At 63.8% G+C, this 21,138-nt stretch carries 22 protein-coding genes and 1 pseudogene; 15 read left to right on the top strand and 8 right to left on the bottom strand.

The window, feature by feature from the left end; genetic code table 11:
* The first annotated feature begins 37 nt into the window (after positions 1 to 37).
* A complete protein-coding gene (locus tag AC0L3A_RS02955) occupies positions 38 to 973 on the top strand; it encodes a LysR family transcriptional regulator (protein ID WP_007596993.1) in 936 nt (311 codons plus the stop codon).
* A gap of 56 nt (positions 974 to 1,029) precedes the next feature.
* Positions 1,030 to 1,551 (top strand): annotated as a pseudogene (locus AC0L3A_RS02950) (REP-associated tyrosine transposase).
* A 104-nt stretch (positions 1,552 to 1,655) separates the two neighbouring features.
* Here AC0L3A_RS02950 and AC0L3A_RS02945 read toward each other — a convergent pair.
* Complete coding sequence (locus AC0L3A_RS02945; protein WP_007596992.1) at positions 1,656 to 1,913, bottom strand: hypothetical protein; 258 nt, start codon at positions 1,911 to 1,913, stop codon at positions 1,656 to 1,658.
* 154 nt (positions 1,914 to 2,067) lie between these two features.
* Here AC0L3A_RS02945 and AC0L3A_RS02940 point away from each other — a divergent pair, with 154 nt between their 5' ends.
* Together AC0L3A_RS02940 and AC0L3A_RS02935 are read left to right on the top strand one after the other, a co-directional pair.
* Positions 2,068 to 3,051: a tripartite tricarboxylate transporter substrate binding protein gene (locus tag AC0L3A_RS02940; protein WP_473253568.1), complete on the top strand. Its 984-nt coding sequence runs from the start codon at positions 2,068 to 2,070 to the stop codon at positions 3,049 to 3,051.
* A 95-nt stretch (positions 3,052 to 3,146) separates the two neighbouring features.
* Positions 3,147 to 3,497, top strand: a complete 351-nt coding sequence (locus tag AC0L3A_RS02935) for a hypothetical protein (protein ID WP_007596988.1) — start codon at positions 3,147 to 3,149, stop codon at positions 3,495 to 3,497.
* Here the strand turns inward: AC0L3A_RS02935 and AC0L3A_RS02930 are convergent.
* The 3 genes from AC0L3A_RS02930 to AC0L3A_RS02920 all read right to left on the bottom strand — a co-directional run bounded on the left by AC0L3A_RS02930 (position 3,494) and on the right by AC0L3A_RS02920 (position 5,847).
* Positions 3,494 to 3,970: a YbaK/EbsC family protein gene (locus AC0L3A_RS02930; protein WP_007596986.1), complete on the bottom strand. Its 477-nt coding sequence runs from the start codon at positions 3,968 to 3,970 to the stop codon at positions 3,494 to 3,496. The genes AC0L3A_RS02935 and AC0L3A_RS02930 overlap by 4 nt on opposite strands.
* 41 nt (positions 3,971 to 4,011) lie before the next feature.
* Positions 4,012 to 4,743 (bottom strand): haloacid dehalogenase type II, encoded by a 732-nt coding sequence (locus tag AC0L3A_RS02925; RefSeq protein WP_219685375.1) that lies wholly within the window; start codon positions 4,741 to 4,743, stop codon positions 4,012 to 4,014.
* A gap of 93 nt (positions 4,744 to 4,836) precedes the next feature.
* Entirely contained in the window at positions 4,837 to 5,847 is a 1,011-nt protein-coding gene (locus AC0L3A_RS02920) for a zinc-dependent alcohol dehydrogenase family protein (protein ID WP_473253567.1), read from the bottom strand.
* A gap of 84 nt (positions 5,848 to 5,931) precedes the next feature.
* On the opposite strand from AC0L3A_RS02920, the gene AC0L3A_RS02915 reads away from it, so the two are divergent.
* A complete protein-coding gene (locus tag AC0L3A_RS02915) occupies positions 5,932 to 6,279 on the top strand; it encodes a MerR family transcriptional regulator (RefSeq protein WP_219685374.1) in 348 nt (115 codons plus the stop codon).
* A 179-nt stretch (positions 6,280 to 6,458) separates the two neighbouring features.
* On the opposite strand, the gene AC0L3A_RS02910 is transcribed toward AC0L3A_RS02915, so the two are convergent.
* On the bottom strand, positions 6,459 to 7,343 hold the full coding sequence (locus AC0L3A_RS02910) for a 4-hydroxyphenyl-beta-ketoacyl-CoA hydrolase (RefSeq protein WP_007596981.1): 885 nt from the start codon (positions 7,341 to 7,343) through the stop codon (positions 6,459 to 6,461).
* A 323-nt stretch (positions 7,344 to 7,666) separates the two neighbouring features.
* Here AC0L3A_RS02910 and ykgO point away from each other — a divergent pair, with 323 nt between their 5' ends.
* The 3 genes from ykgO (at position 7,667) to AC0L3A_RS02895 (ending at position 8,926) form a co-directional block, all read left to right on the top strand.
* Positions 7,667 to 7,792, top strand: a complete 126-nt coding sequence (ykgO, locus tag AC0L3A_RS02905) for a type B 50S ribosomal protein L36 (protein ID WP_006611362.1) — start codon at positions 7,667 to 7,669, stop codon at positions 7,790 to 7,792.
* Positions 7,793 to 7,899: 107 nt separating this feature from the next.
* Positions 7,900 to 8,541 (top strand): tetratricopeptide repeat protein, encoded by a 642-nt coding sequence (locus AC0L3A_RS02900; RefSeq protein WP_007596972.1) that lies wholly within the window; start codon positions 7,900 to 7,902, stop codon positions 8,539 to 8,541.
* 124 nt (positions 8,542 to 8,665) lie between these two features.
* On the top strand, positions 8,666 to 8,926 hold the full coding sequence (locus AC0L3A_RS02895; RefSeq protein WP_007596971.1) for a hypothetical protein: 261 nt from the start codon (positions 8,666 to 8,668) through the stop codon (positions 8,924 to 8,926).
* A gap of 12 nt (positions 8,927 to 8,938) precedes the next feature.
* Here the strand turns inward: AC0L3A_RS02895 and AC0L3A_RS02890 are convergent, their stop codons facing one another.
* Positions 8,939 to 9,121 carry a hypothetical protein gene (locus tag AC0L3A_RS02890; RefSeq protein WP_007596968.1) on the bottom strand — a complete coding sequence of 61 codons (183 nt, stop codon included), beginning with the start codon at positions 9,119 to 9,121 and terminating at the stop codon, positions 8,939 to 8,941.
* A gap of 326 nt (positions 9,122 to 9,447) precedes the next feature.
* Here AC0L3A_RS02890 and AC0L3A_RS02885 point away from each other — a divergent pair, with 326 nt between their 5' ends.
* On the top strand, positions 9,448 to 10,404 hold the full coding sequence (locus AC0L3A_RS02885; RefSeq protein ID WP_354128666.1) for an alpha/beta fold hydrolase: 957 nt from the start codon (positions 9,448 to 9,450) through the stop codon (positions 10,402 to 10,404).
* An 18-nt stretch (positions 10,405 to 10,422) separates the two neighbouring features.
* Here AC0L3A_RS02885 and cycA read toward each other — a convergent pair whose 3' ends face one another.
* Positions 10,423 to 10,818: a cytochrome c-550 CycA gene (gene cycA, locus AC0L3A_RS02880; RefSeq protein ID WP_354201635.1), complete on the bottom strand. Its 396-nt coding sequence runs from the start codon at positions 10,816 to 10,818 to the stop codon at positions 10,423 to 10,425.
* A gap of 273 nt (positions 10,819 to 11,091) precedes the next feature.
* Between cycA and AC0L3A_RS02875 the strand changes: the two genes are divergently transcribed.
* The 5 genes from AC0L3A_RS02875 (at position 11,092) to AC0L3A_RS02855 (ending at position 17,096) form a co-directional block, all read left to right on the top strand.
* The gene (locus tag AC0L3A_RS02875) at positions 11,092 to 12,585 is read left to right on the top strand and encodes an FAD-linked oxidase C-terminal domain-containing protein (protein ID WP_007596965.1); all 1,494 of its coding nucleotides are present in this window, start codon (positions 11,092 to 11,094) and stop codon (positions 12,583 to 12,585) included.
* Between the two features lie 63 nt (positions 12,586 to 12,648).
* Positions 12,649 to 13,887 carry an FAD-binding protein gene (locus tag AC0L3A_RS02870; protein ID WP_473253565.1) on the top strand — a complete coding sequence of 413 codons (1,239 nt, stop codon included), beginning with the start codon at positions 12,649 to 12,651 and terminating at the stop codon, positions 13,885 to 13,887.
* A complete protein-coding gene (gene glcF / locus AC0L3A_RS02865) occupies positions 13,884 to 15,206 on the top strand; it encodes a glycolate oxidase subunit GlcF (RefSeq protein WP_354128665.1) in 1,323 nt (440 codons plus the stop codon). Before AC0L3A_RS02870 ends, glcF begins: the two co-directional genes overlap by 4 nt.
* 99 nt (positions 15,207 to 15,305) lie before the next feature.
* Complete coding sequence (locus AC0L3A_RS02860) at positions 15,306 to 15,665, top strand: hypothetical protein (RefSeq protein ID WP_007596963.1); 360 nt, start codon at positions 15,306 to 15,308, stop codon at positions 15,663 to 15,665.
* A gap of 429 nt (positions 15,666 to 16,094) precedes the next feature.
* The gene (locus AC0L3A_RS02855; protein WP_007596962.1) at positions 16,095 to 17,096 is read left to right on the top strand and encodes a TorF family putative porin; all 1,002 of its coding nucleotides are present in this window, start codon (positions 16,095 to 16,097) and stop codon (positions 17,094 to 17,096) included.
* A 246-nt stretch (positions 17,097 to 17,342) separates the two neighbouring features.
* On the opposite strand, the gene AC0L3A_RS02850 is transcribed toward AC0L3A_RS02855, so the two are convergent.
* Positions 17,343 to 19,106: an ABC transporter ATP-binding protein/permease gene (locus AC0L3A_RS02850; RefSeq protein ID WP_007596961.1), complete on the bottom strand. Its 1,764-nt coding sequence runs from the start codon at positions 19,104 to 19,106 to the stop codon at positions 17,343 to 17,345.
* Positions 19,107 to 19,415: 309 nt separating this feature from the next.
* Here AC0L3A_RS02850 and AC0L3A_RS02845 point away from each other — a divergent pair, with 309 nt between their 5' ends.
* Positions 19,416 to 21,080, top strand: coding sequence for an L-lactate permease (locus tag AC0L3A_RS02845; RefSeq protein WP_007596960.1), 1,665 nt, complete (start codon positions 19,416 to 19,418; stop codon positions 21,078 to 21,080).
* Positions 21,081 to 21,138 lie beyond the last annotated feature (58 nt).

Below are 21,138 nucleotides of genomic sequence, written 5' to 3'. Positions count from 1 at the left end.
ACGTATTGTTTCCAAAAACATCCCGATCGGACCCGCCATGGCCAAACTTCCCGATTTCGAGGCACTCGCGATTTTCGCAAAAGTCGTGGAATTACGGTCGTTTGCGGGGGCCGCGAGCGAGCTCGCGATGTCCAAGGCGACGGTGTCCAAGGCGGTCACGCGCCTCGAAGAGCGGCTCGGCGCCCGGCTGTTCAACCGCACCTCACGCCGGCTCGCGCTGACCGATGCTGGCCATAAGCTCGCCGAGCGTGCGACGCGCCTGCTGTCCGATGGCGAAGCCGCGGAGAACGAGGCGCTGGCGCAGTCGGTCGCGCCGCGCGGCCTGGTGCGGCTCGCCGTGCCCATGACATTCGGGATCAAGGCGGTGGCGCCGCTGCTGCCGGAGTTCTTCGAAACCTATCCCGAAGTCTCGGTAGACCTGCATCTGAGCGATGCGACCATCGATTTGATCGGCGAGGGCTTTGACATGGCTGTGCGGATCGCGCGGCTGCCGGATTCCTCGTTGATCGCGCGGCGCCTCTTCACCATGCCGCGTTTCACTGTGGCCGCGCCGTCCTATCTGAAGCGCGAGGGACGACCGACGCATCCGATGCATCTGGCCGCGCACAAATGCTTCAGCTACGCCTATCTCTCGACGCCGAACGTCTGGCACTACACCAATGCGGCCGGCGAGCAGGCCAGCGTGCGTCCGGGCGGACAGCTCCGTGCCAACAACGGCGACGCGGTGATGCCGGCGCTGATCGCCGGCCTCGGCATCGCCGACCTTCCAGAATTCATCGTCGGCGACGCCATCTCCTCCGGCGAGGTCGAAGTGATCCTGAAGGACTGGAAGCAGGTCGAAGGCGCCGTGCATCTGGTGACGCCACCCGGCGGCCCGCGCCCCGCACGCGTCGAGGCGCTCGGCGATTTTCTCGCAGCGAAACTGCCGGGTACGTGCAAACGGCGGGTGAAGAAGAGCGAGCGAACAGCGTAGGTGCCGTAGGGTGGGCAAAGCGAAGCGTGCCCACCAATTCACGCGAGGAATCGCAAGTGCCTCAGTACCGCCGAGCGCAAGGCAACATGTTCTTCTTCACCGTCGTGCTAGCTGATCGGTCAAGTACGCTACTCGTCGACCAGGTTGATCGCCTACGCCAGATTTACCGAACGGTCGTGCAACGCCGGCCGTTCGAGACCGTCGCGATTTGTATCTTGCCTGACCACCTCCATGCGATCTGGGCGTTGCCTTAGGATGACGCCGACTTTTCGTCGCGATGGAATCTGATCAAGGGTGGGTTTTCGCGGCGGCTGGAGGCCGGCGAGCGTTCAATCAGTAAGTCGAGGAAGCGCGAGAAGGGCATCTGGCAGCGCCGCTTCTGGGAGCACTCAATTCGCGACGATGCTGACTTGGAGCGGCACGTTGATTACATACACTTCAATCCCGTGAAGCATGGCCTCGTCACGCGTGTGCGCGATTGGTCGTTCAGCAGCTTCCACCGCTATGTTGATCAAGGCACCCTTCCCGTGGATTGGGGAGGGGATATGCGGGACGTTGCCGGGCAATTCGGCGAATGATGGTGGGCACGGCGCGCGAAGAGCGCGCCTTTGCCCACCCTACGGCACCTCGTCGCACAGCTATCGTAGGGTGGGCAAAGCGAAGCGTGCCCACCAATCTTCGACTACGATACCTTCACGCCGTCGATCGCGACCACGCGCAAGGCCGGCCGCAACGTCCCCTCCAGCTGTGTCTTCAATTCGTGCACGCGCGGATCGCTCGAGCGTGCCGCACACACCGCGTATTGATGCACGGATTGCGCCAATGCGCGTTGCGCTTCCGGCGTTCGTGTCACGTCAGGCTTTGAAAGCCGCAACACGATAGCGGCGAGATTCACCAGCATCTCGTCCAGCGCCACGTCAATGGTCTGAAGTCTATTCATCGCTCCACTCCCTGGGAGGCAACGGGAGGGTCCAGGGGACGTTCCTGACCGGGCGGAACATGGATAATGCTTCGTTAATCCCGCCGCGCGGCTTGTTCTTGCGGAGGGTCACGCTAGGCTGGCAGCGAAACAAGAAAACAGGGGGAAATCTGCCATGGATCGCCGCGATGTCCTGCGCGCCGCTGCCGCATTGCCGTTGTTGCCTGTGTTGTCGAGCGCGGCTTTCGCGCAAGCCTATCCCACTCGCAACGTCACCATGATCGTGCCGTTTCCAGCCGGCGGCCAGGCGGATCTCGCGGCGCGCCCCGTCGCACAGGCGCTGGAGCGAATCCTCGGCAAGGCGGTCATCGTCGACAACCGCGCCGGCGGTGGCGGTGGATCCGTTGGCAACGCCGCGGCGGCGCGCGCCGAGCCTGACGGCTACACGCTGCTGATGACGCTGTCCTCGCTCGCGGTGCTGCCCGAGGCCGACCGGCTGTTCGACCGTCCGGTCGCCTACGAGCTCTCGCAGTTCATGCCGATCGCGCGGGTGCTGGCCGATCCCACGCTGCTCGCGGTACCGGCCTCGGCGCCGTGGAAGACCGCGCAGGATTTTGTCGAGGATGCCAGGAAGCGTCCCGGCCAGATCACCTATGGCTCGTCGGGGCCTTACGGCACGTTGCATGTGGCGATGGAGATGTTTGCGAGCAGCGCCGACATCAAGCTGCTCCATGTGCCGTTTCGCGGCGCCGGACCGGCACTCACCGCGCTGCTCGGCGGCACCGTGCAGGCGATCGCCGCCGCACCGGGAACGCTGAAGCCGCAAGTGGAGGACGGCAAGCTGCGCGTGCTCGGCAATTGCGGCGCCAAGCGCATCGCAAGCTTCCCCGATGTGCCGACCTTCCAGGAGCTCGGCTACAAGGACGTCGAGATGTACATCTGGGCCGGACTCTTTGCCCAGAATGCACTTCCTGCCCCGATCGCGACTCGCCTGCGCGAGGCAATGGCGCAGGTGATGACGAGCCCCGACGTGCTCAAGGCCTTCGAAACGTCGGGCAGTCTCGTTGCCTATCAGGACGCGCCGGCGTTTGCCCAGTTCGTGGCGGTCGACAGCGCGCGGCTGATTGCGGCGGTGAAGAAGATCGGCAAGGTCGAATAGGTTCCTGGCCCGTTTTCACAATTTTTTGTTGGTCCAGAACCTCCCCGCGTCTCATTGATTCAGCAGAATTCGAGAGACTCGCGAAGGAATCGGACATGCGAACAGAGCGGATTGCGCTGGGTGTGGCGCTTGCGATCGGCGGCATCGCCGCGCAGGGCGTTGCATCCGCTGAAGAGTATCGCGGAACCATGGAGCAGCAGATGGCCTGCACGCCGGATGTATGGCGGCTGTGCAGCGACCAGATCCCTGATGTGAGCCGCATTACGGCCTGCTTGCGGCAGAATACGCCCCAGCTCTCCAGCGGTTGTCGCGCGGTGTTCCAGTCCAACAACCAGATGCCGCCGCAGCAGCAGGTTCCGGGCAATCGCGCCGCGCCGGCGCCACGATACAATGCTGCGCCGCCGCCTCCGGCGACCCAGCCCCGGCCTTACGACGAGGATGATTAGCGCGCTTCGGATCTGGTCTCGCAGACATCGACCCATTCCGCCGCGGTCAGCTCGGCCATCCGCTCCGGCGTGATCCGTACCGCGCTATGGGTCGAGCCGGCAGCCGGCACCACCACGTCGAACGCTTTCAGCGAGATGTCGCAATAGACCGGCAGCGGCGCCTTCAGTCCGAACGGGCAGACGCCGCCGACCTCGTGGCCGGTGACCTCCGCGACCTCTTCCAGCCCCAGCATCTTCGGCTTGCCGCCGAACGCCGCCTTCACCTTCTTGTTGTCCATGCGCGAGGTGCCGGCCGCGACGATCAGGATCACGCGCTCGCCGATCCGTAACGACAGCGTCTTGGCGATGCGTCCGGGCTCGACGCCATAAGCCTCGGCGGCCAACGGCACGGTCGCGGAGCTGATCGGGGATTCGATGACTGATATGTCGGGGGCTTTTTCAGCGAAAAAATCGCGAACGGATTGAAGGCTCATTCAGATCGGCTCATTCCAGACTTATGGGCGGGCGGCGATGCCTAAACAATCCTTGGCAGCTCCGAGAGCGCCCGGACGCGATGATCCGGCGCAAAGCCGAGCTCGTCCATTTGGGTGCGGATCGCCTTGAACATCGTCAGCGGTGCCACGAGTTCGTTCTCGACGCAAGCCAGGGCCATCGCTTCCGGCGTCACCCGTTCGATCCAGGCAACGTTCAGCCCGAATGCTTTCGCGCCCGCGACATCCCAGGGATTGGAGGAGACGAACAGCACCTCGTCCGGCGCGGTGCCGAGCACCTCGCCGATCAGCTCATAGGCCTCCGCGCTCGGCTTGAAGATCTTCTTCGCGTCGACGCTGATCGTGGCATCGAGCAGGGCGTCGAGACCGGAGTTGCGCACGAGCGCATTCAGCATGTCCGGACTGCCGTTGGAGAGGATGGCGAGTTTTCGCGGTTTCAGAGCCGTGAGCGCTGCCGTCGCATCCGGATAGAGATCGAGATGCAGGTACTTCTCGATCACGCGCTCGAATGCCTCGTTCTCGTAAGCGAGCCCGAGCACGCGCAACGTATAGGCGAGCGAGTCGCGCGTGATGGCTGCAAAGTCCTGGTAGCGCCGCATCAGCGAGCGCAGCCAGGTGTATTCGAGCTGCTTGATCCGCCAGATCTGCGTGATGATCTCACCGTAGCCGGGAAACGCATCCTCGGTGATCTCCGCGACCGATTGGATATCGTAAAGCGTTCCGTAGGCGTCGAAGACAACGGCTTTGAGACTCAATTCACCTGTCCCCCGGGATCGTTGCGGTCCACGGACTATACAAGGCGCAGCGAAATCGGTCCAAGAGGCAATCGCGACTTGGGCCTCTGGTTTCTAAAGCCTGATCACGACCTTGCCGAAATGTGAGCCGGTCCGCAGGTGCGCATATGCTTCGGGAACCTCGTCGAAGTCGTAGACCCGATCGACGATCGGGTGGATCGCATGCTCGGTCAGGAAGCGATTCATCGCGACAAAGTGTTCGGCCGATCCGACGGTGACACCGATGATGTCGGCATTCTCCCACTGCAGGCGTGCGAGGTCGGGCTTGGGACCGAACCCCGTCAAAACCCCAATCTGAACGATCTTGCCACCCGAAGCGACCGATCGCAGCGATCGGTCATAGGTGCCGGGACCGCCGAGTTCGAGGATATGACTGGCGCCGGCGCCATTCGTCGCCTTCATCAGGGCGACATCCCAGTCCGGCGTGTCGCGGTAGTTGATGAGGATCGAACCGCCCAGCGCCTTGGCGCGGGCGAGTTTTTCGTCCGAGGATGATATCACGATCGCGCGCGCGCCCAGCGCCGCTGCGAATTGAAGCCCGAACAGCGCGACGCCGCCTGTTCCCTGGACCAGCAGCGTGTCGCCTTTGCGCATCCCGCCGCGTGCGATGAGGCCATGAAAAGCCGTGACGCCGGCGCAGGGCAGGGTCGCTGCCTCCACCGCGGACAGATGCGCCGGCACCGAGACCAGCGCGGTCGCCGGCAGCACGACATACTCAGCCAGCATTCCGTCCATCGTGTTGCCACCGAGGGATAACGGAATATAGCTGGACTTGAACGGCCCCGAGATCCAATCGCGGAAGAACGATGCAGCGACGCGGTCCCCGAGCCGCCATTGCGCGACGCCGGCGCCGATGGCGTCAACGACACCCGCACCGTCGGAGAGTGGAACGCGTCCGTTGAGCTCGCCTTGGCCTCCACGGTCGAGGACCAGGAGGTCGCGGTAATTCAGACTTGCCGCTTCGACCCGAATGCGGACCTCGCCATTGGCGGGTTCGGGTTTGCCGACGTCGACGCACGCAAGGCGGCCAGCACCAGCATGGCCATTCAAATGGTAGGCTTTCATCGTTGCTCCCTTCACAAGTGGCATTCACTTGGACGAGCGAAGTCTGTAAGGTCTGACAGCGCTGTGAGGGTCAAGAGGCTTCAGATGAAAATCGGCGAACTCTCCCGACGGACGGGGGTCAGCGTCCGAATGCTGCGCTACTACGAAGGCGAAGGACTGCTTGCGCCGCTGCGGACGAACTCCGGCTATCGCGACTATGGCACGGCCGAAGAGGAAACCGTACGGCGCATCAAGATGCTCGGCGGCGCGGGGATGACGCTCGAAACCATCAAGCGGTTGCTCCCCTGCGTAAGGAACAACGATCCGGCTTTCACGCCGTGCAACGAGCTGCGAAAAATACTCACTCAGCAGGTCGGCCTGATCGACGAACGTATCGAGACGCTCAGCGAAAGCCGGACAATCCTGGCCGGCTTCCTCGCAAGCGTGAACTGATCGCGCGCGACGCCGCCATCGGATTCACCGCGCCAAGGCCGCCATCCGCAACTTGGGCCGCAGCTGGGTGCTGGACCTGCGCGGCGCGAGCATCGGCCTTGAGTCTTAAGCCTTGAGGACCTGAGCATGAGGGCTTCGATAGCAGCGTCGAAGCCCTCAATGCGCTGACGAGTGCGCCCCTAGATCCCCAGCAGCTTCCTTGCGTTCGCCTTCAGCACCTTCGGCCGGATCTCATCGCGGATGTCGATCTTGGCGAAATCCGACAGCCAACGGTCCGGCGTGATCACCGGCCAGTCCGAGCCGAACAGCATCTTGTCCTGCAGGATCGAGTTGATGTAGCGCACCAGGATCGGCGGGAAATATTTCGGCGACCAGCCCGAGAGGTCGATGTAAACGTTGGGCTTATGGGTCGCGACCGACAGTGCTTCCTCCTGCCAGGGGAAAGAGGGATGCGCGAGGATGATCTTGAGGTCGGGGAAATCGGCCGCGACGTCGTCCATGTACATCGGGTTGGAATATTTCAGCCGCATGCCCATGCCGCCGGGCATGCCCGAGCCGACGCCGGTCTGGCCGGTGTGGAACAGCGCGATCGCGCCGCCATTGTTGATCTCTTCATAGAGCGGATAGGCCATGCGGTCGTTGGCGTAGAAGCCCTGCATGGTCGGGTGGAATTTGAAGCCGCGAACGCCGTATTCCTCGATCAGCTTGCGCGCCTCGCGCACCCCGAGCTTGCCCTTGTGCGGGTCGATCGAGACGAAGGGGATGAGAACGTCGAGATGGTCGGAGGCGATCTCCAGCATCTCCTCGTTCTTGTAGCGGCGGAAGCCGGTCTCGCGCTCGGCGTCGACCGGAAAGATCACCGCGGCGATGTTCTTGGATCGATAGTAGGCGGCAGTCTCCGGCACGGTCGGCGGATGCTTGTGCGGCGACTTGAAATAGTCGGCCATCTGCGCCTGGAAATCGTCATAGCCGTCGTCGGGATGGGTGCCGCAGGGCTCCTCGGCGTGGGTGTGGATATCGATGGCGACGACGTCGTCGATATTGGGCAGCTTCAGCTTCGGCATGGGTTTCCTCCCGACGGGTTGTCGAATTGATTATATGATATAACGAATTTGGCAAGGCATTGTGGGACAAGGCGTCGTGGGACAGGCGTCGCCCGAGATGCTGATTGGGCCGATCCGGCCGCTTCTACTTTGCATGGGGTTGTTTTCCTGAATTTGCTGGGTGGGATCGGGCCAGTTAACATTGACATCCGGTCCTCCCATGCCTTAAGAACCGCCCCGTCCCGGGCGGTCGGTCCGCCAGCGGGAAAATCTCATTTTGCCTCATTCGCGCGTGCCGAAACGGTAGTGCCGAACACGGCCTTTCGAACGTTCAGGATTCTGCCATGAAGGTCCGTAACTCGCTGAAATCGCTGCGCGGTCGCCATCGCGCCAACCGCCTGGTCCGCCGCAAGGGCCGGGTCTATGTGATCAACAAAGTGCAGCGCCGCTTCAAGGCACGTCAGGGCTGATTTCGCCCTGCCGGACGCTCGCGAGCGCCCCGCAAGACCACGGTCTCACACGAGTTTGACGCCGCCCCTGCTTTGCAAGGGCGGCTTTGCGCGTTTAGACTTCGGCCATGGCAGTGAGATTCTTCGTCGCGCGCACCCTGTGTCTGGCTCTTGTGCTGGGAGCCGCCGGACTCGCTCCGGCGCTGGCGCAGCAGATTGATCCACCGACCCCACCCGGCAAGCAGAAGAAACTTCCGGAAGCGCCGGCCAAGCTGCCCAAGGTCGACCGCACCAAGAATCTCGATTTCCTGTTCGGCGCGCTGAAAGCTGCGCCCGACGAGGCCAGCGCCAAGCACGTCGAGGCGCGGATCTGGGCGATCTGGATCCAGACCCCGAGCGACACCGCGGCGCTGCTGATGGCGCGGGCCAAGACCGCGGTCGACGCAAAGAAGATCGAGGTCGCGATCAAGCTGCTGGATTCGGTCGTCAAGCTCAGGCCCGACTATATCGAGGCCTGGAATCGTCGCGCGACGCTCTACTACATGCAGAACGATTATGGCCGTTCGCTCGCCGACATTCGCGAGGTGTTGATCCGTGAGCCCCGCCATTTCGGCGCGCTCGCAGGCCTCGGCATGATCATGCAGGAGGTCGGCGACGAAAAGCGCGCACTCGAGGCCTACCGCAAGGCGCTCGCCGTCAATCCGCACCTCGAGAAGATCCCCGATCAGGTCAAGGCGCTGACCGAGAAGGTCGAAGGCCGCGATATTTAGCGGACAAGTCGATCATTGCTCGAGCGAATGCAACGCAGGCGGATTAACCACGATGACACGCGCTGCGTCACGAGGGGTGTGGGTGGCACCGCCGCAGGCCTACCTTCATGGCGGGAGCACAGCCATGAAGCGTTTGATCTTTGCAGGTACATTGCTGTTGGCGTCGGGCACGGCGAGCCTCGCCGACGGACTGTTCTGGGTGGTCGGCAATCGCGCCACCGGAAAATGCAACATCGTGACCAGCAATCCCGTGATCATCGGCGACGTCTGGTTCGGTGACGGTCCTTACAAATCGAAGGCCGACGCCAAGCTTGCCCGTTCGACCATCCGCGCCTGTCCCGCACCCACGCCTGACGAGGAAAAGGACGAGGACAGCACGAACTAGGTCGACAGCGACCTAGTGCAAAACGCTGCCCTCGCGCTCGGCGAGGCCGCGATCGACTGCTGCGGCGTAGGCCTTTGCAAGCTCCGTCTCGAGGTGCTCGTTGATCAGCAGCAGCGCGCGCACAGCACCGCGCAGGTCGCCGTGGCAGCTTGCCACGATCTCGTCGATCGCAGTATCTTTGGATCTCAGGCTCATCGAAATTCTCCGGTTCAAATCAGGATAAATCCTGCCGGTCTTTCCCGCATCCCCGAGGGTTGCGAGCAGGATCGGCGCCCACCTGCGTCTAAATGGCGGAACCGACCGTGGCGATTATATGGACGCCGCGATGACGACTGCATGAAGCTGTTTCGAGGCTTGCGTGCTGCGGGGAGTAGCATTGATTTCGTTGCGTTTTTACCGCTTGAATTATGCACATATCCACAGCCCCGGTATTTCAAGTGGAGCGCGGGGGCTCCCCGGGCGAAACTGCCGCCCGCAAGCCACGTAACTGCCCTGTGCCCTGGATCGCCCGGATTCCATCCATGATCGTGATGTCAGTCGTGACCGCGCTGGTTGTGCTGGCGCTGGTCACGCAGGCCGGCGTCCTTGCCGTGCAACGCGCCTTTCCACCGCAAGGCCGGATGATCGAGGTCGATGGCGCCGTGCTTCACCTCGTCGATATCGGCCCGCGCGATTCGGGCCTGCCGATCGTGATGCTGCACGGCGCGAGCTCCAACCTCGAGGCGATGCGGCGGCCGCTCGGCGATCTCCTCGCCAGGGATCATCGCGTCATCCTGATCGACCGTCCCGGTCATGGCTGGAGCACGCGGGCGCGGCGGCAGGATTCGACCCCGGAGGTGCAGGCGCGGATGATCGATGAGGCGCTCGGCAAACTCGGGATCGATCGCGCGGTCTTCGTGGTGCATTCCTGGAGCGGCGCGCTTGGCGCGCGGCTGGCGCTCGATCATCCTGGCCGCGTCGCGGGCCTTGTGATGCTCGCGCCCGTCACCCATCCCTGGCGCGGCGGCGTCGGCCGCTACAACGAGATCATAGCAACGCCCGTGATCGGCCCGCTGCTCGCCTACACCATAACCCTGCCGCTGGGCTATTTCCTGAGCGAGCCCGGCGCGCGCAACGTCTTCCTGCCGCAAATGATGCCGGATGGTTTCGTGCGGGACTCCGCGACGCCGCTGCTGCTGCGCCCGCGCGAGTTCATCGCCAATGCCTATGATCTGGTGACGCTGAAGGAAGCGGTCGCCGTGCAGGTCGTCCGCTACGGCGAGATATCGGCGCCAGTCACGATCATCGCCGGCGAACCCGACAAGACGGTGAAGACCGACATTCACGCGCGCCCGTTCGCTGCCACCGTGCAGAATGCCAAGCTGATCGTGCTGCCTGATCTCGGCCACATGGTGCAGAACGCGGTGCCCGATCTCGTCAAGACGGAGATCGAGACGATGATCGGAAACATCGTCCCGGCGCAGGCGGCCGCCGATTAGCGGCCGCCGCTTACGCGCTTACTGCTTGATCTTGCCGTCCTTGTCGAACTGCGACACATAGGCCCAGAGATTGTTGATCTCGTTCTCGTTCTTGATGCCGGCGAACGCCATCTTGGTGCCGGGGATCTTGGCCTTCGGGTCCTTGATGTATTCCTTGAACAGCGCCTCGTTCCAGGTGATGCCGGAATTCTTGTTGGCGTCGGAATAATTGTAGTCCGGCGCGGTGCCGGACTTGCGGCCGTCGAGGCCGTTGAGCTCGGGGCCGACCTTGTTCTTGGCGCCTTCGCCGATCGCGTGACAGGCCAGGCATTTGTTGAACGACGACTTGCCGGCCGCGACGTCCTGCGCCATCGCGGCGGGTGCGGTGGCAATCGCGGTGAGGATGGTCAATGCGCCAAAAATCAGTTTTGTCATCGGGTGCTCTTCGTCTCTTCCCTGGGGTCTGGTCAGTTGCATGCCTGATCGGCAATGGTCGGACCTGCCGGTTTTGGCAGGCCTGTCCGGATTGGACAAGCCGCCAAACCATGGCAGGTTTCACGATTTCCTACTTGTCCCAGAGCGAACTCGCGCAAGATCGTCGATCCGACTTTCGGATGGCCTACCCAAACCACCGCGGACGTGGTTGATTTGCCGCGACAATTCGATCGTGCGGCCTCAGCCGGAAGGATACGCCATGAAGGAAATGTTATGGCCATCATGATGCCTGCGAGCGACCAGGCCGTGCTCGCGCGCCGCGCCGAGATCGTGGCTGCATTGCGCGCAATCGTCCCAGGCGAAGGCGTGATCGATACGCCTGCCGAGATGCGGGCCTATGAATCCGACGGATTGACGGCCTATCGGCAGCCGCCGATGGTCGTGGTGCTGCCCGACACGACCGAGCAGGTTTCGCTCGTCCTGAAATATTGTGCCGGACAAGGCATCAAGGTGGTGCCGCGCGGCTCGGGCACCTCGCTCTCCGGCGGCGCGCTGCCGCTGGAAGACGGCGTGCTCCTGGGCCTCGGCAAGTTCAAGCGCATCCGCGAGATCGATTTCGACAACCGCGCCGTCGTCACCGAACCCGGCGTCACCAACCTCGCGATCAGCCAGGCCGTCGCCCATGCCGGGTTCTACTACGCGCCGGATCCGTCCTCGCAGATCGCCTGCTCGATCGGCGGCAATGTTGCGGAGAATTCCGGCGGCGTGCACTGCCTGAAATACGGCATGACCACCAACAACGTGCTCGGCTGCGAGATCGTGCTGATGAGCGGCGAGATCCTGCGCATCGGCGGCAAATCGGCGGAGAACTCCGGCTACGACCTCATGGGCGTCATCACCGGCTCGGAAGGCCTGCTCGGTGTCATCACCGAGATCACGGTGCGCATCCTGCAAAAGCCGGAGACGGCGCGTGCGCTGATGGTCGGATTCGCGCAAGTCGAGGCGGCCGGCGAATGCGTGGCGCGCATCATCGGCGCCGGCATCATTCCAGGCGGCATGGAGATGATGGACAAGCCTGCGATCCACGCCGCGGAAGCCTTCGTCCATGCCGGCTATCCGCTCGATGTCGAGGCCCTCCTCATCATCGAGCTCGACGGTCCCAAGATCGAGGTCGATGAGCTGATCACGCGGGTCGAGACGATTGCGAACGCTTGCGGCTCGACCACCTGCCAGATATCGACCTCGGAGGCCGAGCGCAATCTGTTTTGGGCCGGCCGGAAAGCCGCGTTCCCCGCCGTCGGCCGCATCTCGCCGGACTATCTCTGCATGGACGGCACCATCCCACGCGGTGCGCTGCCGAAGGCGCTGGCGCGCATCCGCGAGCTATCCGAAAAATACCAGCTCGGTTGCGCCAACGTGTTCCATGCCGGCGACGGCAATCTGCATCCGCTGATCCTCTATGACGCCAACAAGCCCGGCGAGATCGAGCGCGCCGAAGCCTTCGGCGCCGACATCTTGCGCGCCTGCGTCGAGTTCGGCGGCGTGCTCACCGGCGAGCACGGCGTCGGCATCGAGAAGCGCGATCTGATGCCGGAGATGTTCAGCGAGATCGACCTCAACCAGCAGCAGCGCCTGAAATGCGCCTTCGACGCGCAGGGCCTGCTCAATCCCGGAAAGGTGTTTCCGACCCTGCACCGCTGCGCCGAGCTCGGTCGCATGCACGTCCATGCCGGCAAGCTGGCGTTTCCCGACATTCCGCGGTTCTAGAGCCGCCTCGCTGCAACGCGCCAAATTTGATTTTCGCTGCAAACTTCGGTACCCGCTACAGGCGTGGATACGCTCAAGGTACGAGACGCCAAAGACGTCGAAGAGGTGGTGCGCGCGGCGATTGCCAATGAGCAGCCGCTCGAGATCATCGGCCATGGCTCCAAGCGTGCCATCGGTCATGCGATGGCGACCAACGCCGTGCTCGACGTCTCCGCGCTGAATGCCATCACCGCCTATGAGCCCAACGAACTCATTGTCACGCTCCAGGCCGGGGCGCCGCTGGCCGACGTGCTGTCGCTGATCGATGCCAAGAACCAGCAATTCGCCTTCGAGCCGATGAACACCGCGCCGCTGCTCGGCACGCCCGCGCTCGGCACCATCGGCGGCATGATCGCGGCTGGCCTGGCCGGTCCGCGCCGGATCAAGGCGGGCGGGGCGCGCGACCATCTGCTTGGGGCGCATGCTGTCTCCGGTTTCGGCGACAGCTTCAAGACCGGCGGCAAGGTGGTGAAGAACGTCACGGGCTACGACCTCTGTAAGCTTCTCGCGGGTTCCTGGGGCACGCTGTCGATCATGACCGAGGTCACGCTGAAGGTGATGCCGAAGCCGGAGGCGGAGCGGACGCTGTTGCTGCGCGGGCTCGACGATGCCGCCGCGAACAAGGCGATGACGGCGGCGCTCGGCTCGCCCTTCGACGTCTCCGGGGCCGCGCATCTGCCGACATCGGCGTTCCAGACCAAGATCGAAGGTCTCGGCGATATCGCAGGCCAAAGCGAGGCGCTGACCGTGCTGCGGCTCGAGGGCATTACCGCCTCGGCCGCTCACCGTGCCGGCTCGCTGCGCGAATTGCTGGCGCCGTTCGGAACCGCAACTCTCGTCGAGGACACGGTGTCAGCGGCGCTGTGGACCACGATCCGCGACGTCCTGCCGTTCGCGGCTGACGGCGCGCTGGGGGCGTGGCCAGTCTGGCGGATCGTCTGTCCGCCGGCGTCGGGCGCGGCGCTCGGGACGCTGCTGGCGCGCGAGACCGGCGGCGAATTGATCTACGATTGGGGTGGTGGACTGATCTGGGCGGCGTTGCCACCGAAGCCGGACGCGCATGCCGCGGCCGTGCGCGAACGTGCAAATGCGGCCGGCGGGCACGCTACGCTGATCCGGGCGGCCGAGGACATCAGGCGCACGATCGATGTATTCCACCCCCAATGCCCTGGCCTTGCCGCCTTGAGCGAGCGGGTCCGCGCCAGCTTCGATCCGAAGACCATCCTCAACCGGGGCCGGCTGTCGCGGGGCGTTGCGGCATGAAGACCGAATTCTCACTCGCGCAGCTCGCCGATCCCGACATCGCGGAAGCCGACAAGATCCTGCGCGCCTGCGTCCATTGCGGCTTCTGCACCGCAACCTGCCCGACCTATGTGCTGCTTGGCGACGAGCTCGATAGCCCGCGCGGCCGCATCTATCTGATCAAGGAGATGCTGGAGAAGGACCAGACGCCGACCGCCGAAGTGGTCAAACATGTCGACCGCTGCCTGTCGTGCTTGGCTTGCATGACGACCTGCCCCTCGGGGGTGAATTACATGCATCTGGTCGATCAGGCCCGGGTCAGGATCGAGCAGCGTTACGAGCGGCCGCTGGCCGAGCGGCTGCTGCGCCGGGTGCTGGCCTTCGTCCTGCCGGACCCGCAGCGTTTCCGCGCCAGCATGGTGCTGGCGCGGCTGGCCCGCCCGCTGGCCGCGTTCCTGCCGACGCCCCGGCCGTCGGCGACGCCCGGCCTGATCCTGCGCCTGAAGGCGATGTTGGCGCTGGCGCCGAGCCGGCTGCCGCCGCCGGGGCCCGCCGCCGGCAGTGTGTTCGCGGCTCTCGGCAAGAAGCGCGGCCGGGTCGCGCTGCTCCAGGGCTGTGCCCAGCAGGTGCTGGCGCCGCGCATCAACCAGGCTGCCATCAGTCTCCTCACGCGCCACGGCATCGAGGTCGTCCTGGTCAGGGACGAGCAGTGCTGCGGCGCGCTGACTCATCACCTCGGCAACGACCAGGACGCATTGGCGCGGGCTCGCGCCAATGTCGCGGCGTGGCGCGCGGAAGCGGCCGGCGAGGGGCTCGACGCCATCCTGGTGACCGCGTCCGGCTGCGGCACCGTGATCAAGGACTACGGCTACCTTCTGCGCGAGGACGCTGCGCTTGCCGCCGATGCGGCGAAGGTCTCTGCGCTCGCCAAGGACATCACTGAATATGTCGCCGGCCTTGGACTCGCGGCCACGGCGCGACAGGACAACATCGTCGTCGCCTATCACTCGGCGTGTTCGTTGCAGCACGGGCAGAAAATCACGGGCCTTCCGAAAGAATTGCTTTCCAATAACGGATTCGTGGTGAAAGATGTGCCCGAGAGCCATTTGTGTTGCGGTTCGGCGGGGACTTACAACATTCTCCAGCCCGAGCTTGCGGGCCGGTTGCGTGATCGCAAGGTCGCCAACATCGCGAGCGTCAAGCCGGACATGATTGCCACAGGCAATATCGGCTGCATGGTGCAGATTGCCAGTGGCACGTCAGTTCCGGTCGTACACACGATTGAGCTTCTCGATTGGGCTACGGGCGGGTCGCGGCCGGCATTGAACGCGCAAGACTGAGCTTTCGAAGACCGAGCTTTCGAGGGCTGAGCTTTCGTCCGGAGGTGACGGCTGAAGACACCCGATCGACCATTGTTCGGCGGCAACAGGAGGACCACGATGGCGAAAGCGAAGAAGAAAAAAAGCAAGAAGGCCAAAAAGGCCAAGAAGGCAGTAGCGGCGAAGAAGACCGCAAAGAAGGCAGCCAAGAAGTCTGCGAAGAAGTCTGCCAAGAAGGCTACAAAGAAATCTGCGAAGAAGGCCGCGCCGAAGAAGGCGGCCAAGAAGGCCGCTAAGCAGGCTGCGCCCAAAAAGGCCGCCAAGAAGGCTGCGAAGAAAGCGGCGCCGAAGAAGGCGAAGGCAGCTCCCGCGCCGAAGCCGTCAACGCCGGCAGCTCCGGCTCCTGAGCCCGCCGCCGAGACAAGCTGGGCGATGCCTTCGTCTTCTGCGGACTCGACGCCGGCCGAAGGACAAGGTTAGGCCCAAGGTTCAGGCCCAAGGTTAGGCCAAAGGGCTGGGTCCAATCCGACGACCATGATCGACAACAGGAAGGCCGCAGCGGTGATGCTGCGGCCTTTTTGCATCGGCGAGACGGGCCGCGAGGGATGGTCTTGTCCGGAAGCAGCCTGATTCGTGGCGCGGGCAGCACGGTACCGCAGGACCCGTACTAACCCGGGCCTCCCAGTGCACTTTGGATTGCAAATAATGTGTTCGAGAAGACACACAGGCTGACAACCTGCCGTGGAATCGTCAGAACGCCCAAAAAGTCGGCAGATGCCCGCGTTTTTTGCTTCTCGGTTTGCGCCACTCCATCCAGATTGCCGCAGTTACGAAATTTGCAATCAGGTCGTGCGTTCCGGGGGCTTCCGGGATCCGGCTGGGGTCATAGAACTGGTGATGGGGATCGAAATGAAAAAAGTGGCTTTGTTGGCAACGGCGCTGGCAATGGTGACGGGCTCGGCTTTCGCGGCAGACATGGCGGTGAAGGCTAAGAAGGCCCCGGTGGTTGCGTTCGATCCCTGGGATATCGCCTTCGGCGGCGCCATCATGAGCGACTACATCTTCCGCGGCGTCACGCAGTCGAACCACAAAGCGTCGGTCGCGGCCTATTTCGAGCCGCGCTACAACGTCAACAAGGACCTCCAGCTCTACGTCGGCGTGTCCGCCGAGAGCATCTCCTTCGCCAATCGCGCCGCTGCTGAAGTCGACATCTACGGCGGTATCCGCCCGACCTTCGGCGCCTTCGCGTTCGACATCGGTGTCTGGGGCTACCTGTATCCGGGCGGCAGCTGCGCCGACAACGTGCTCACCGGCGGCATTCCCGGCGGCAACGTCTGCGGCGTCAGCACGACCACGATCTTCCTCGCCGACGGCAACGTCATGAAGAAGGACGTCAGCTTCGTCGAAGTCTACGGCAAGGTGAACTACACCATCAACGACAGCTTCACGGTCGGCGCGACCGAGTACTACTCGCCGAACTTCCTGAACTCGGGTGCTTGGGGCAACTACGCTTCGTTGACCGCCAAATACACGGCGCCCAGCACGGCCTTCGGTCCCTCCGGCATGGGCATGTACGTGTCGGGTGAGTTCGGCCGGCAGTGGTTCGGAACTTCGGACGCCTTCTACGGCACCGGCGTCGGCACCGTTTTCGCCAACGGTATCCCCTACAAGGACTACAACACCTGGAACATCGGCATCGGCTTCACCTACAAGGTGTTCACGCTGGACCTGCGTTACTCCGACACCGACCTGAACAAGGGTGATTGCAACGCCTTCACCAGCGCCTTCAACGCCACCGGCACCACCAACGTCACCGCGATCAATCCGGGCGGCGCTGGATCCAACTGGTGCGGCGCGGCCGGCATTGCCAAGCTGTCGTTCGACCTGACGGCGATGAGCAACCTGAAGTAAGCTTCTTCCCGAAGCGACTTGATGAGGGCGGCAGGGCAACCTGCCGCCCTTTTGCTTTGGGACTTTTGGGGCGCAGGCTGAGGGCCTGCATGGTTCGAGACGTCCGCCTTCCGGCGGGCTCCTCACCATGAGGGGGCACGGTTTTCACCGCGAGGACAGACCTCATCCTGAGGGCCCGCCAAGGGCGGGCGTCTCGAAGGATGGCCGCAACGAAGGGCGATAGCCTCAGGGCTTGGTCGAGCCGTCTCAGCGCGCCGCGCTCGGCTCCTTCTCGACCGGCACACCACCGTCACCGAGGACGTGGATCGCGCCGTGCTTCACCATCGTCACCTTGCGGGTATGGAAGGCTTCCAGCGTCGAGCGGTGGCCGATCGAGACGAGGGTGGCCTGTGGCAGCTTCTCCGCCAGCAGCCGGTACAGGCGGGCCTCGGACGGCTCGTCCAGCGAGGCCGTGGCCTCGTCCAGAAACAGATAGTCCGGCGCATGCAGGAGCGCGCGGGCGAGCCCGAGCCGCTGCTGCTCGCCGAGCGACAGCATCCGGTTCCAATGACCGTCCTCCTCAAGACGCTCGGCCAGGTCAGGCAATCCGACCGCGATCAGCGCATCCCTGACGCGTGAGGTTTCGAACGCGCCCGGCGCGGCCGGATAGACCACCGCGTCGCGCAGCACGCCGACCGGGAAATAGGGGCGCTGGGGCAGCATCATCAGCTTCGCCTTTTCCGGGACGAAGATGGTGCCGGTGCCGAACGGCCAGATGCCGGCGATGGCCCGGAACAGCGTCGACTTGCCGGAGCCGGACGGTCCGGTCACCAGCACGCGCTCCGGCGTCTGGACGGAGAAGGCGTCGGCGGCGACCAGCGGCGTGCCGCTCGGCAGGTTCACGCAGAGCTGTTCGAGGGCGATATTGCGATTGCCGCCGGCGGCCTTGAGGGCAATCGCAGGCTCGTGCGGCGGCAGGTGCGCGGCCGCATCGACCGACATCTCGAAGCCGTCGAGGCGGGCGACGATCGAGCGCCATTCCGCCAGCGATCGGTACGCCGTGACGAAGAACGACAATGCGCCCTGTACGCTCGAGAAGGCGGAAGCGGTTTGCATCATGTCGCCAAGCTGGATCTTCTTGGCGAAGAAGGCCGGCGCCACCAGCACGTAGGGAAAGATCACGGCGGCCTGCTGATAGCTCGCGGTGAACGCGGTGAGGCGCTTGGTACGGCTCATAATGGCGTACCAATTGCCGATCACGAAGCCGAAGCGATCCAGCAGGCGGCCGCGCTCGGCGCCTTCGCCCTTGAGCAGCGCGATCTGCTCGGAATTCTCGCGGACGCGGACGAGGTTGAAGCGGAAGTCGGCCTCGAAGCGCTGCTGCTCGAAATTGAGATTGACCAGCGGGGCACCGATCCAGTGCGTCAGCGCCGTGCCGAAGATCGCGTAGACCAACGCGCCCCAGCAGAGATATCCGGGGATCATGAGGTCGGCGCCGAACAGGTGCAACGGCGCGGCGTTGGAAAGCCCCCAGAGGATGATCACGAAGGAGAACAGCGTCACGATCGACGAGAGCAGGCCGAGCCCGATGGTCAGGGTCTGCTCGACGAAGTTCTTGACGTCCTCGGTGATGCGCTGGTCCGGGTTGTCGGCCGCATCGCCCTTGAGCTGCATGCGGTAGTGGGTGGCGCCTTGCAGCCATTCGCCCAGATAGTGCCGGGTCAGCCATTGCCGCCAGCGGATCTGCAGCCACTGGTTCAGATACAGCTTGTAGACCGCCAGCGCGATGAAGGCGGAGGCGAGGCCGATGAAGATCCAGATCTCCCTGACGAAGCTATCCCAGTCGCTTGCCTGCAGCGAGCTGTAGAACCGGTTCTGCCATTGGTTGACCAGGACGTCGATCGCGACCAGCGCCAGCTCCATCGCGATGACCGCGGCGAGCAGACCGCGGCCGGCCCATTTGTCCTCCGATCGGAAATACGGGGCGGCGATTCGCCAGACGATCGCGAGCGTGGCGCTGATGTTCTTCACAGAGCTCTGTCTCCTGAGGGGATGTGCACAACTGCCCGGGCCAAAGACCTGGGACGACGGAAATCGGCGCGCTTAGACTAAAGTCGCGAGTCCTGCAATTTGCGTTGGCTTGTCGCAGCTTGCAACCCTAGCATGGGGCTCATCGGCGCGGGGTGGGGGCCTCCGGGATTTCGCGAGCTTGTGAGCGGACGGGAACCGCTGCATTCGCGAGGAATTCGCGTCCGGCTCGGGGGTTATCGCTTCAGCGTCAAGCAGGATCGGCTGTCCACGCGGGCCGCCTGCAGCACACATGCGTGGGGGAGGAAGATCATGTGGAATCAAGTTTATGACCCGTTGCACAGCCCCGTGCTGTCGACGATCGCGGCGGCAGTCCCTGTCGTCACATTGCTGGTCCTGATCGCGAGCGGCCGCGTCCAGGCTCATATCGCGGCGGTCGTCGCCGTGATCGTGGCCAATTTGATCACGATCTTCGTCTTCACCATGCCGGCGAACATGTCGATCCGCGCCTCGGTGCTGGGCATCGTGACAGGCTTTTTCCCGATCGGCTGGATCGTTCTCAACGTCATCTTCCTCTACCAGGTGACGGTGAGCACCGGACGCTTCGAATTGCTCAAGCGCGCGGTCGGCGGCGTCACCGAGGACCGGCGGCTGCAATTGCTGCTGATCGCGTTTTCGTTCGGCGCGTTCTTCGAGGGTGCCTCGGGCTTCGGCACGCCGGTCGCGATCACGGGCGCCGTCCTGATCGGCCTCGGCTTCTCGCCGCTTGCAGCAAGCGGCCTGTCGCTGATCGCCAACACCGCGCCGGTCGCCTATGGCGCGCTGGGCACACCGATCCAGGGCCTGGCCTCGGTCACCGGGCTTGATCCCTATATCCTCGGCGCGATGGTCGGCCGGCAATTGCCGTTCTTCTCGCTGATCGTGCCGTTCTGGGTGGTGTGGGCGTTCGCGGGCTGGAAGGGCATGAAGGATGTCTGGCCGGCGATCCTGGTCACCGGCGTGTCGTTCGCGGTCCCGCAATTCTTAATCTCGAACTTCATCAATCCCTGGATCGTCGACATCGGCGCATCGCTGATCTCGATGGGCGCGCTGATCCTGTTCCTGAAGGTCTGGCAGCCGAGGCAGCTCTGGCTGTCCCCCGCGCTGCGCGGCCGCGATGAATCGGCCGCCACCATGGCTGCGGCAAAACCGATGGACAAGACGCCGCTGACGCAGAGCGAGCTGTTCAGCGCGCTGCTGCCGTGGATCATCGTCTGTATCGTGATGCTGATCTGGGGCAATGGTGGATTCAAGACCTGGGCGAATTCGATCTTCACCTGGAACTATCCCGTTCCCGAGCTGCATCAGATGATCAACAAGATGCCGCCGGTCGCGCCAGGGCCGACGAAAGAGAGCGCGGTGTTCGGCTTCACCTATCTCTCTTTCACCGGCACGGGCATGCTGATTGCGGCGATCATCTCAGGCTTCCTGATGGGCGTCGGTCCTGGCCGGCTCTTGACGGAATACGGGCGTACCATCCGGCTGTGCGCGATCTCGCTGATCACGATCTCGGCGATGCTCGCGATCGGTACGCTGACGCGGCTCTCCGGCGTCGACGCGACGCTCGGCCTCGCCTTCGCCGCAACCGGCGTGCTCTATCCCTTCTTCGGCACGCTGCTCGGCTGGTTGGGCGTGGCCCTGACGGGATCGGACACTGCCTCCAACGTGCTGTTCGGCAACCTGCAGAAGATCACCTCGGAGCAACTCGGCCTGTCGCCGATCCTGATGGCTGCGGCGAACTCGTCCGGCGGCGTAATGGGCAAGATGATCGACGCGCAGTCGATCGTGGTCGCCTCGACCGCGACCAACTGGTACGGCCATGAGGGCACGATCCTGCGCTTCGTGTTCTGGCACTCGATCGTGCTGGCCTCGTTGGTCGGCGTGTTCGTGACGTTGCAGGCCTATGTCTGGCCGTTCACGGCGATGGTGCTGAAGTAGCAGGCCACGCCCGCCTTCGACGCAAATCCCCGCGAGGTTGGTCCTCGCGGGGATTTTT

Source organism: Bradyrhizobium sp. MI1.3 (assembly GCF_055811695.1).
The sequence above is the reverse complement of the archived record's forward strand: the minus strand, read 5'-3'. Positions and strand labels throughout refer to the sequence as shown.

Coding starts and splice junctions, on each gene's coding strand:
- ykgO (WP_006611362.1), top strand. CDS start 7,667: ATGAAGGTCCGTAACTCGCTGAAATCGCTGCGCGGTCGCCATCGCGCC.
- cycA (WP_354201635.1), bottom strand. CDS start 10,818: ATGACAAAACTGATTTTTGGCGCATTGACCATCCTCACCGCGATTGCC.
- AC0L3A_RS02875 (WP_007596965.1), top strand. CDS start 11,092: ATGGCCATCATGATGCCTGCGAGCGACCAGGCCGTGCTCGCGCGCCGC.
- AC0L3A_RS02935 (WP_007596988.1), top strand. CDS start 3,147: ATGCGAACAGAGCGGATTGCGCTGGGTGTGGCGCTTGCGATCGGCGGC.
- AC0L3A_RS02885 (WP_354128666.1), top strand. CDS start 9,448: ATGATCGTGATGTCAGTCGTGACCGCGCTGGTTGTGCTGGCGCTGGTC.
- AC0L3A_RS02940 (WP_473253568.1), top strand. CDS start 2,068: ATGGATCGCCGCGATGTCCTGCGCGCCGCTGCCGCATTGCCGTTGTTG.
- AC0L3A_RS02930 (WP_007596986.1), bottom strand. CDS start 3,970: ATGAGCCTTCAATCCGTTCGCGATTTTTTCGCTGAAAAAGCCCCCGAC.
- AC0L3A_RS02920 (WP_473253567.1), bottom strand. CDS start 5,847: ATGAAAGCCTACCATTTGAATGGCCATGCTGGTGCTGGCCGCCTTGCG.
- AC0L3A_RS02955 (WP_007596993.1), top strand. CDS start 38: ATGGCCAAACTTCCCGATTTCGAGGCACTCGCGATTTTCGCAAAAGTC.
- AC0L3A_RS02855 (WP_007596962.1), top strand. CDS start 16,095: ATGAAAAAAGTGGCTTTGTTGGCAACGGCGCTGGCAATGGTGACGGGC.
- AC0L3A_RS02890 (WP_007596968.1), bottom strand. CDS start 9,121: ATGAGCCTGAGATCCAAAGATACTGCGATCGACGAGATCGTGGCAAGC.
- AC0L3A_RS02895 (WP_007596971.1), top strand. CDS start 8,666: ATGAAGCGTTTGATCTTTGCAGGTACATTGCTGTTGGCGTCGGGCACG.
- AC0L3A_RS02915 (WP_219685374.1), top strand. CDS start 5,932: ATGAAAATCGGCGAACTCTCCCGACGGACGGGGGTCAGCGTCCGAATG.
- AC0L3A_RS02910 (WP_007596981.1), bottom strand. CDS start 7,343: ATGCCGAAGCTGAAGCTGCCCAATATCGACGACGTCGTCGCCATCGAT.
- AC0L3A_RS02845 (WP_007596960.1), top strand. CDS start 19,416: ATGTGGAATCAAGTTTATGACCCGTTGCACAGCCCCGTGCTGTCGACG.
- glcF (WP_354128665.1), top strand. CDS start 13,884: ATGAAGACCGAATTCTCACTCGCGCAGCTCGCCGATCCCGACATCGCG.
- AC0L3A_RS02900 (WP_007596972.1), top strand. CDS start 7,900: ATGGCAGTGAGATTCTTCGTCGCGCGCACCCTGTGTCTGGCTCTTGTG.
- AC0L3A_RS02945 (WP_007596992.1), bottom strand. CDS start 1,913: ATGAATAGACTTCAGACCATTGACGTGGCGCTGGACGAGATGCTGGTG.
- AC0L3A_RS02860 (WP_007596963.1), top strand. CDS start 15,306: ATGGCGAAAGCGAAGAAGAAAAAAAGCAAGAAGGCCAAAAAGGCCAAG.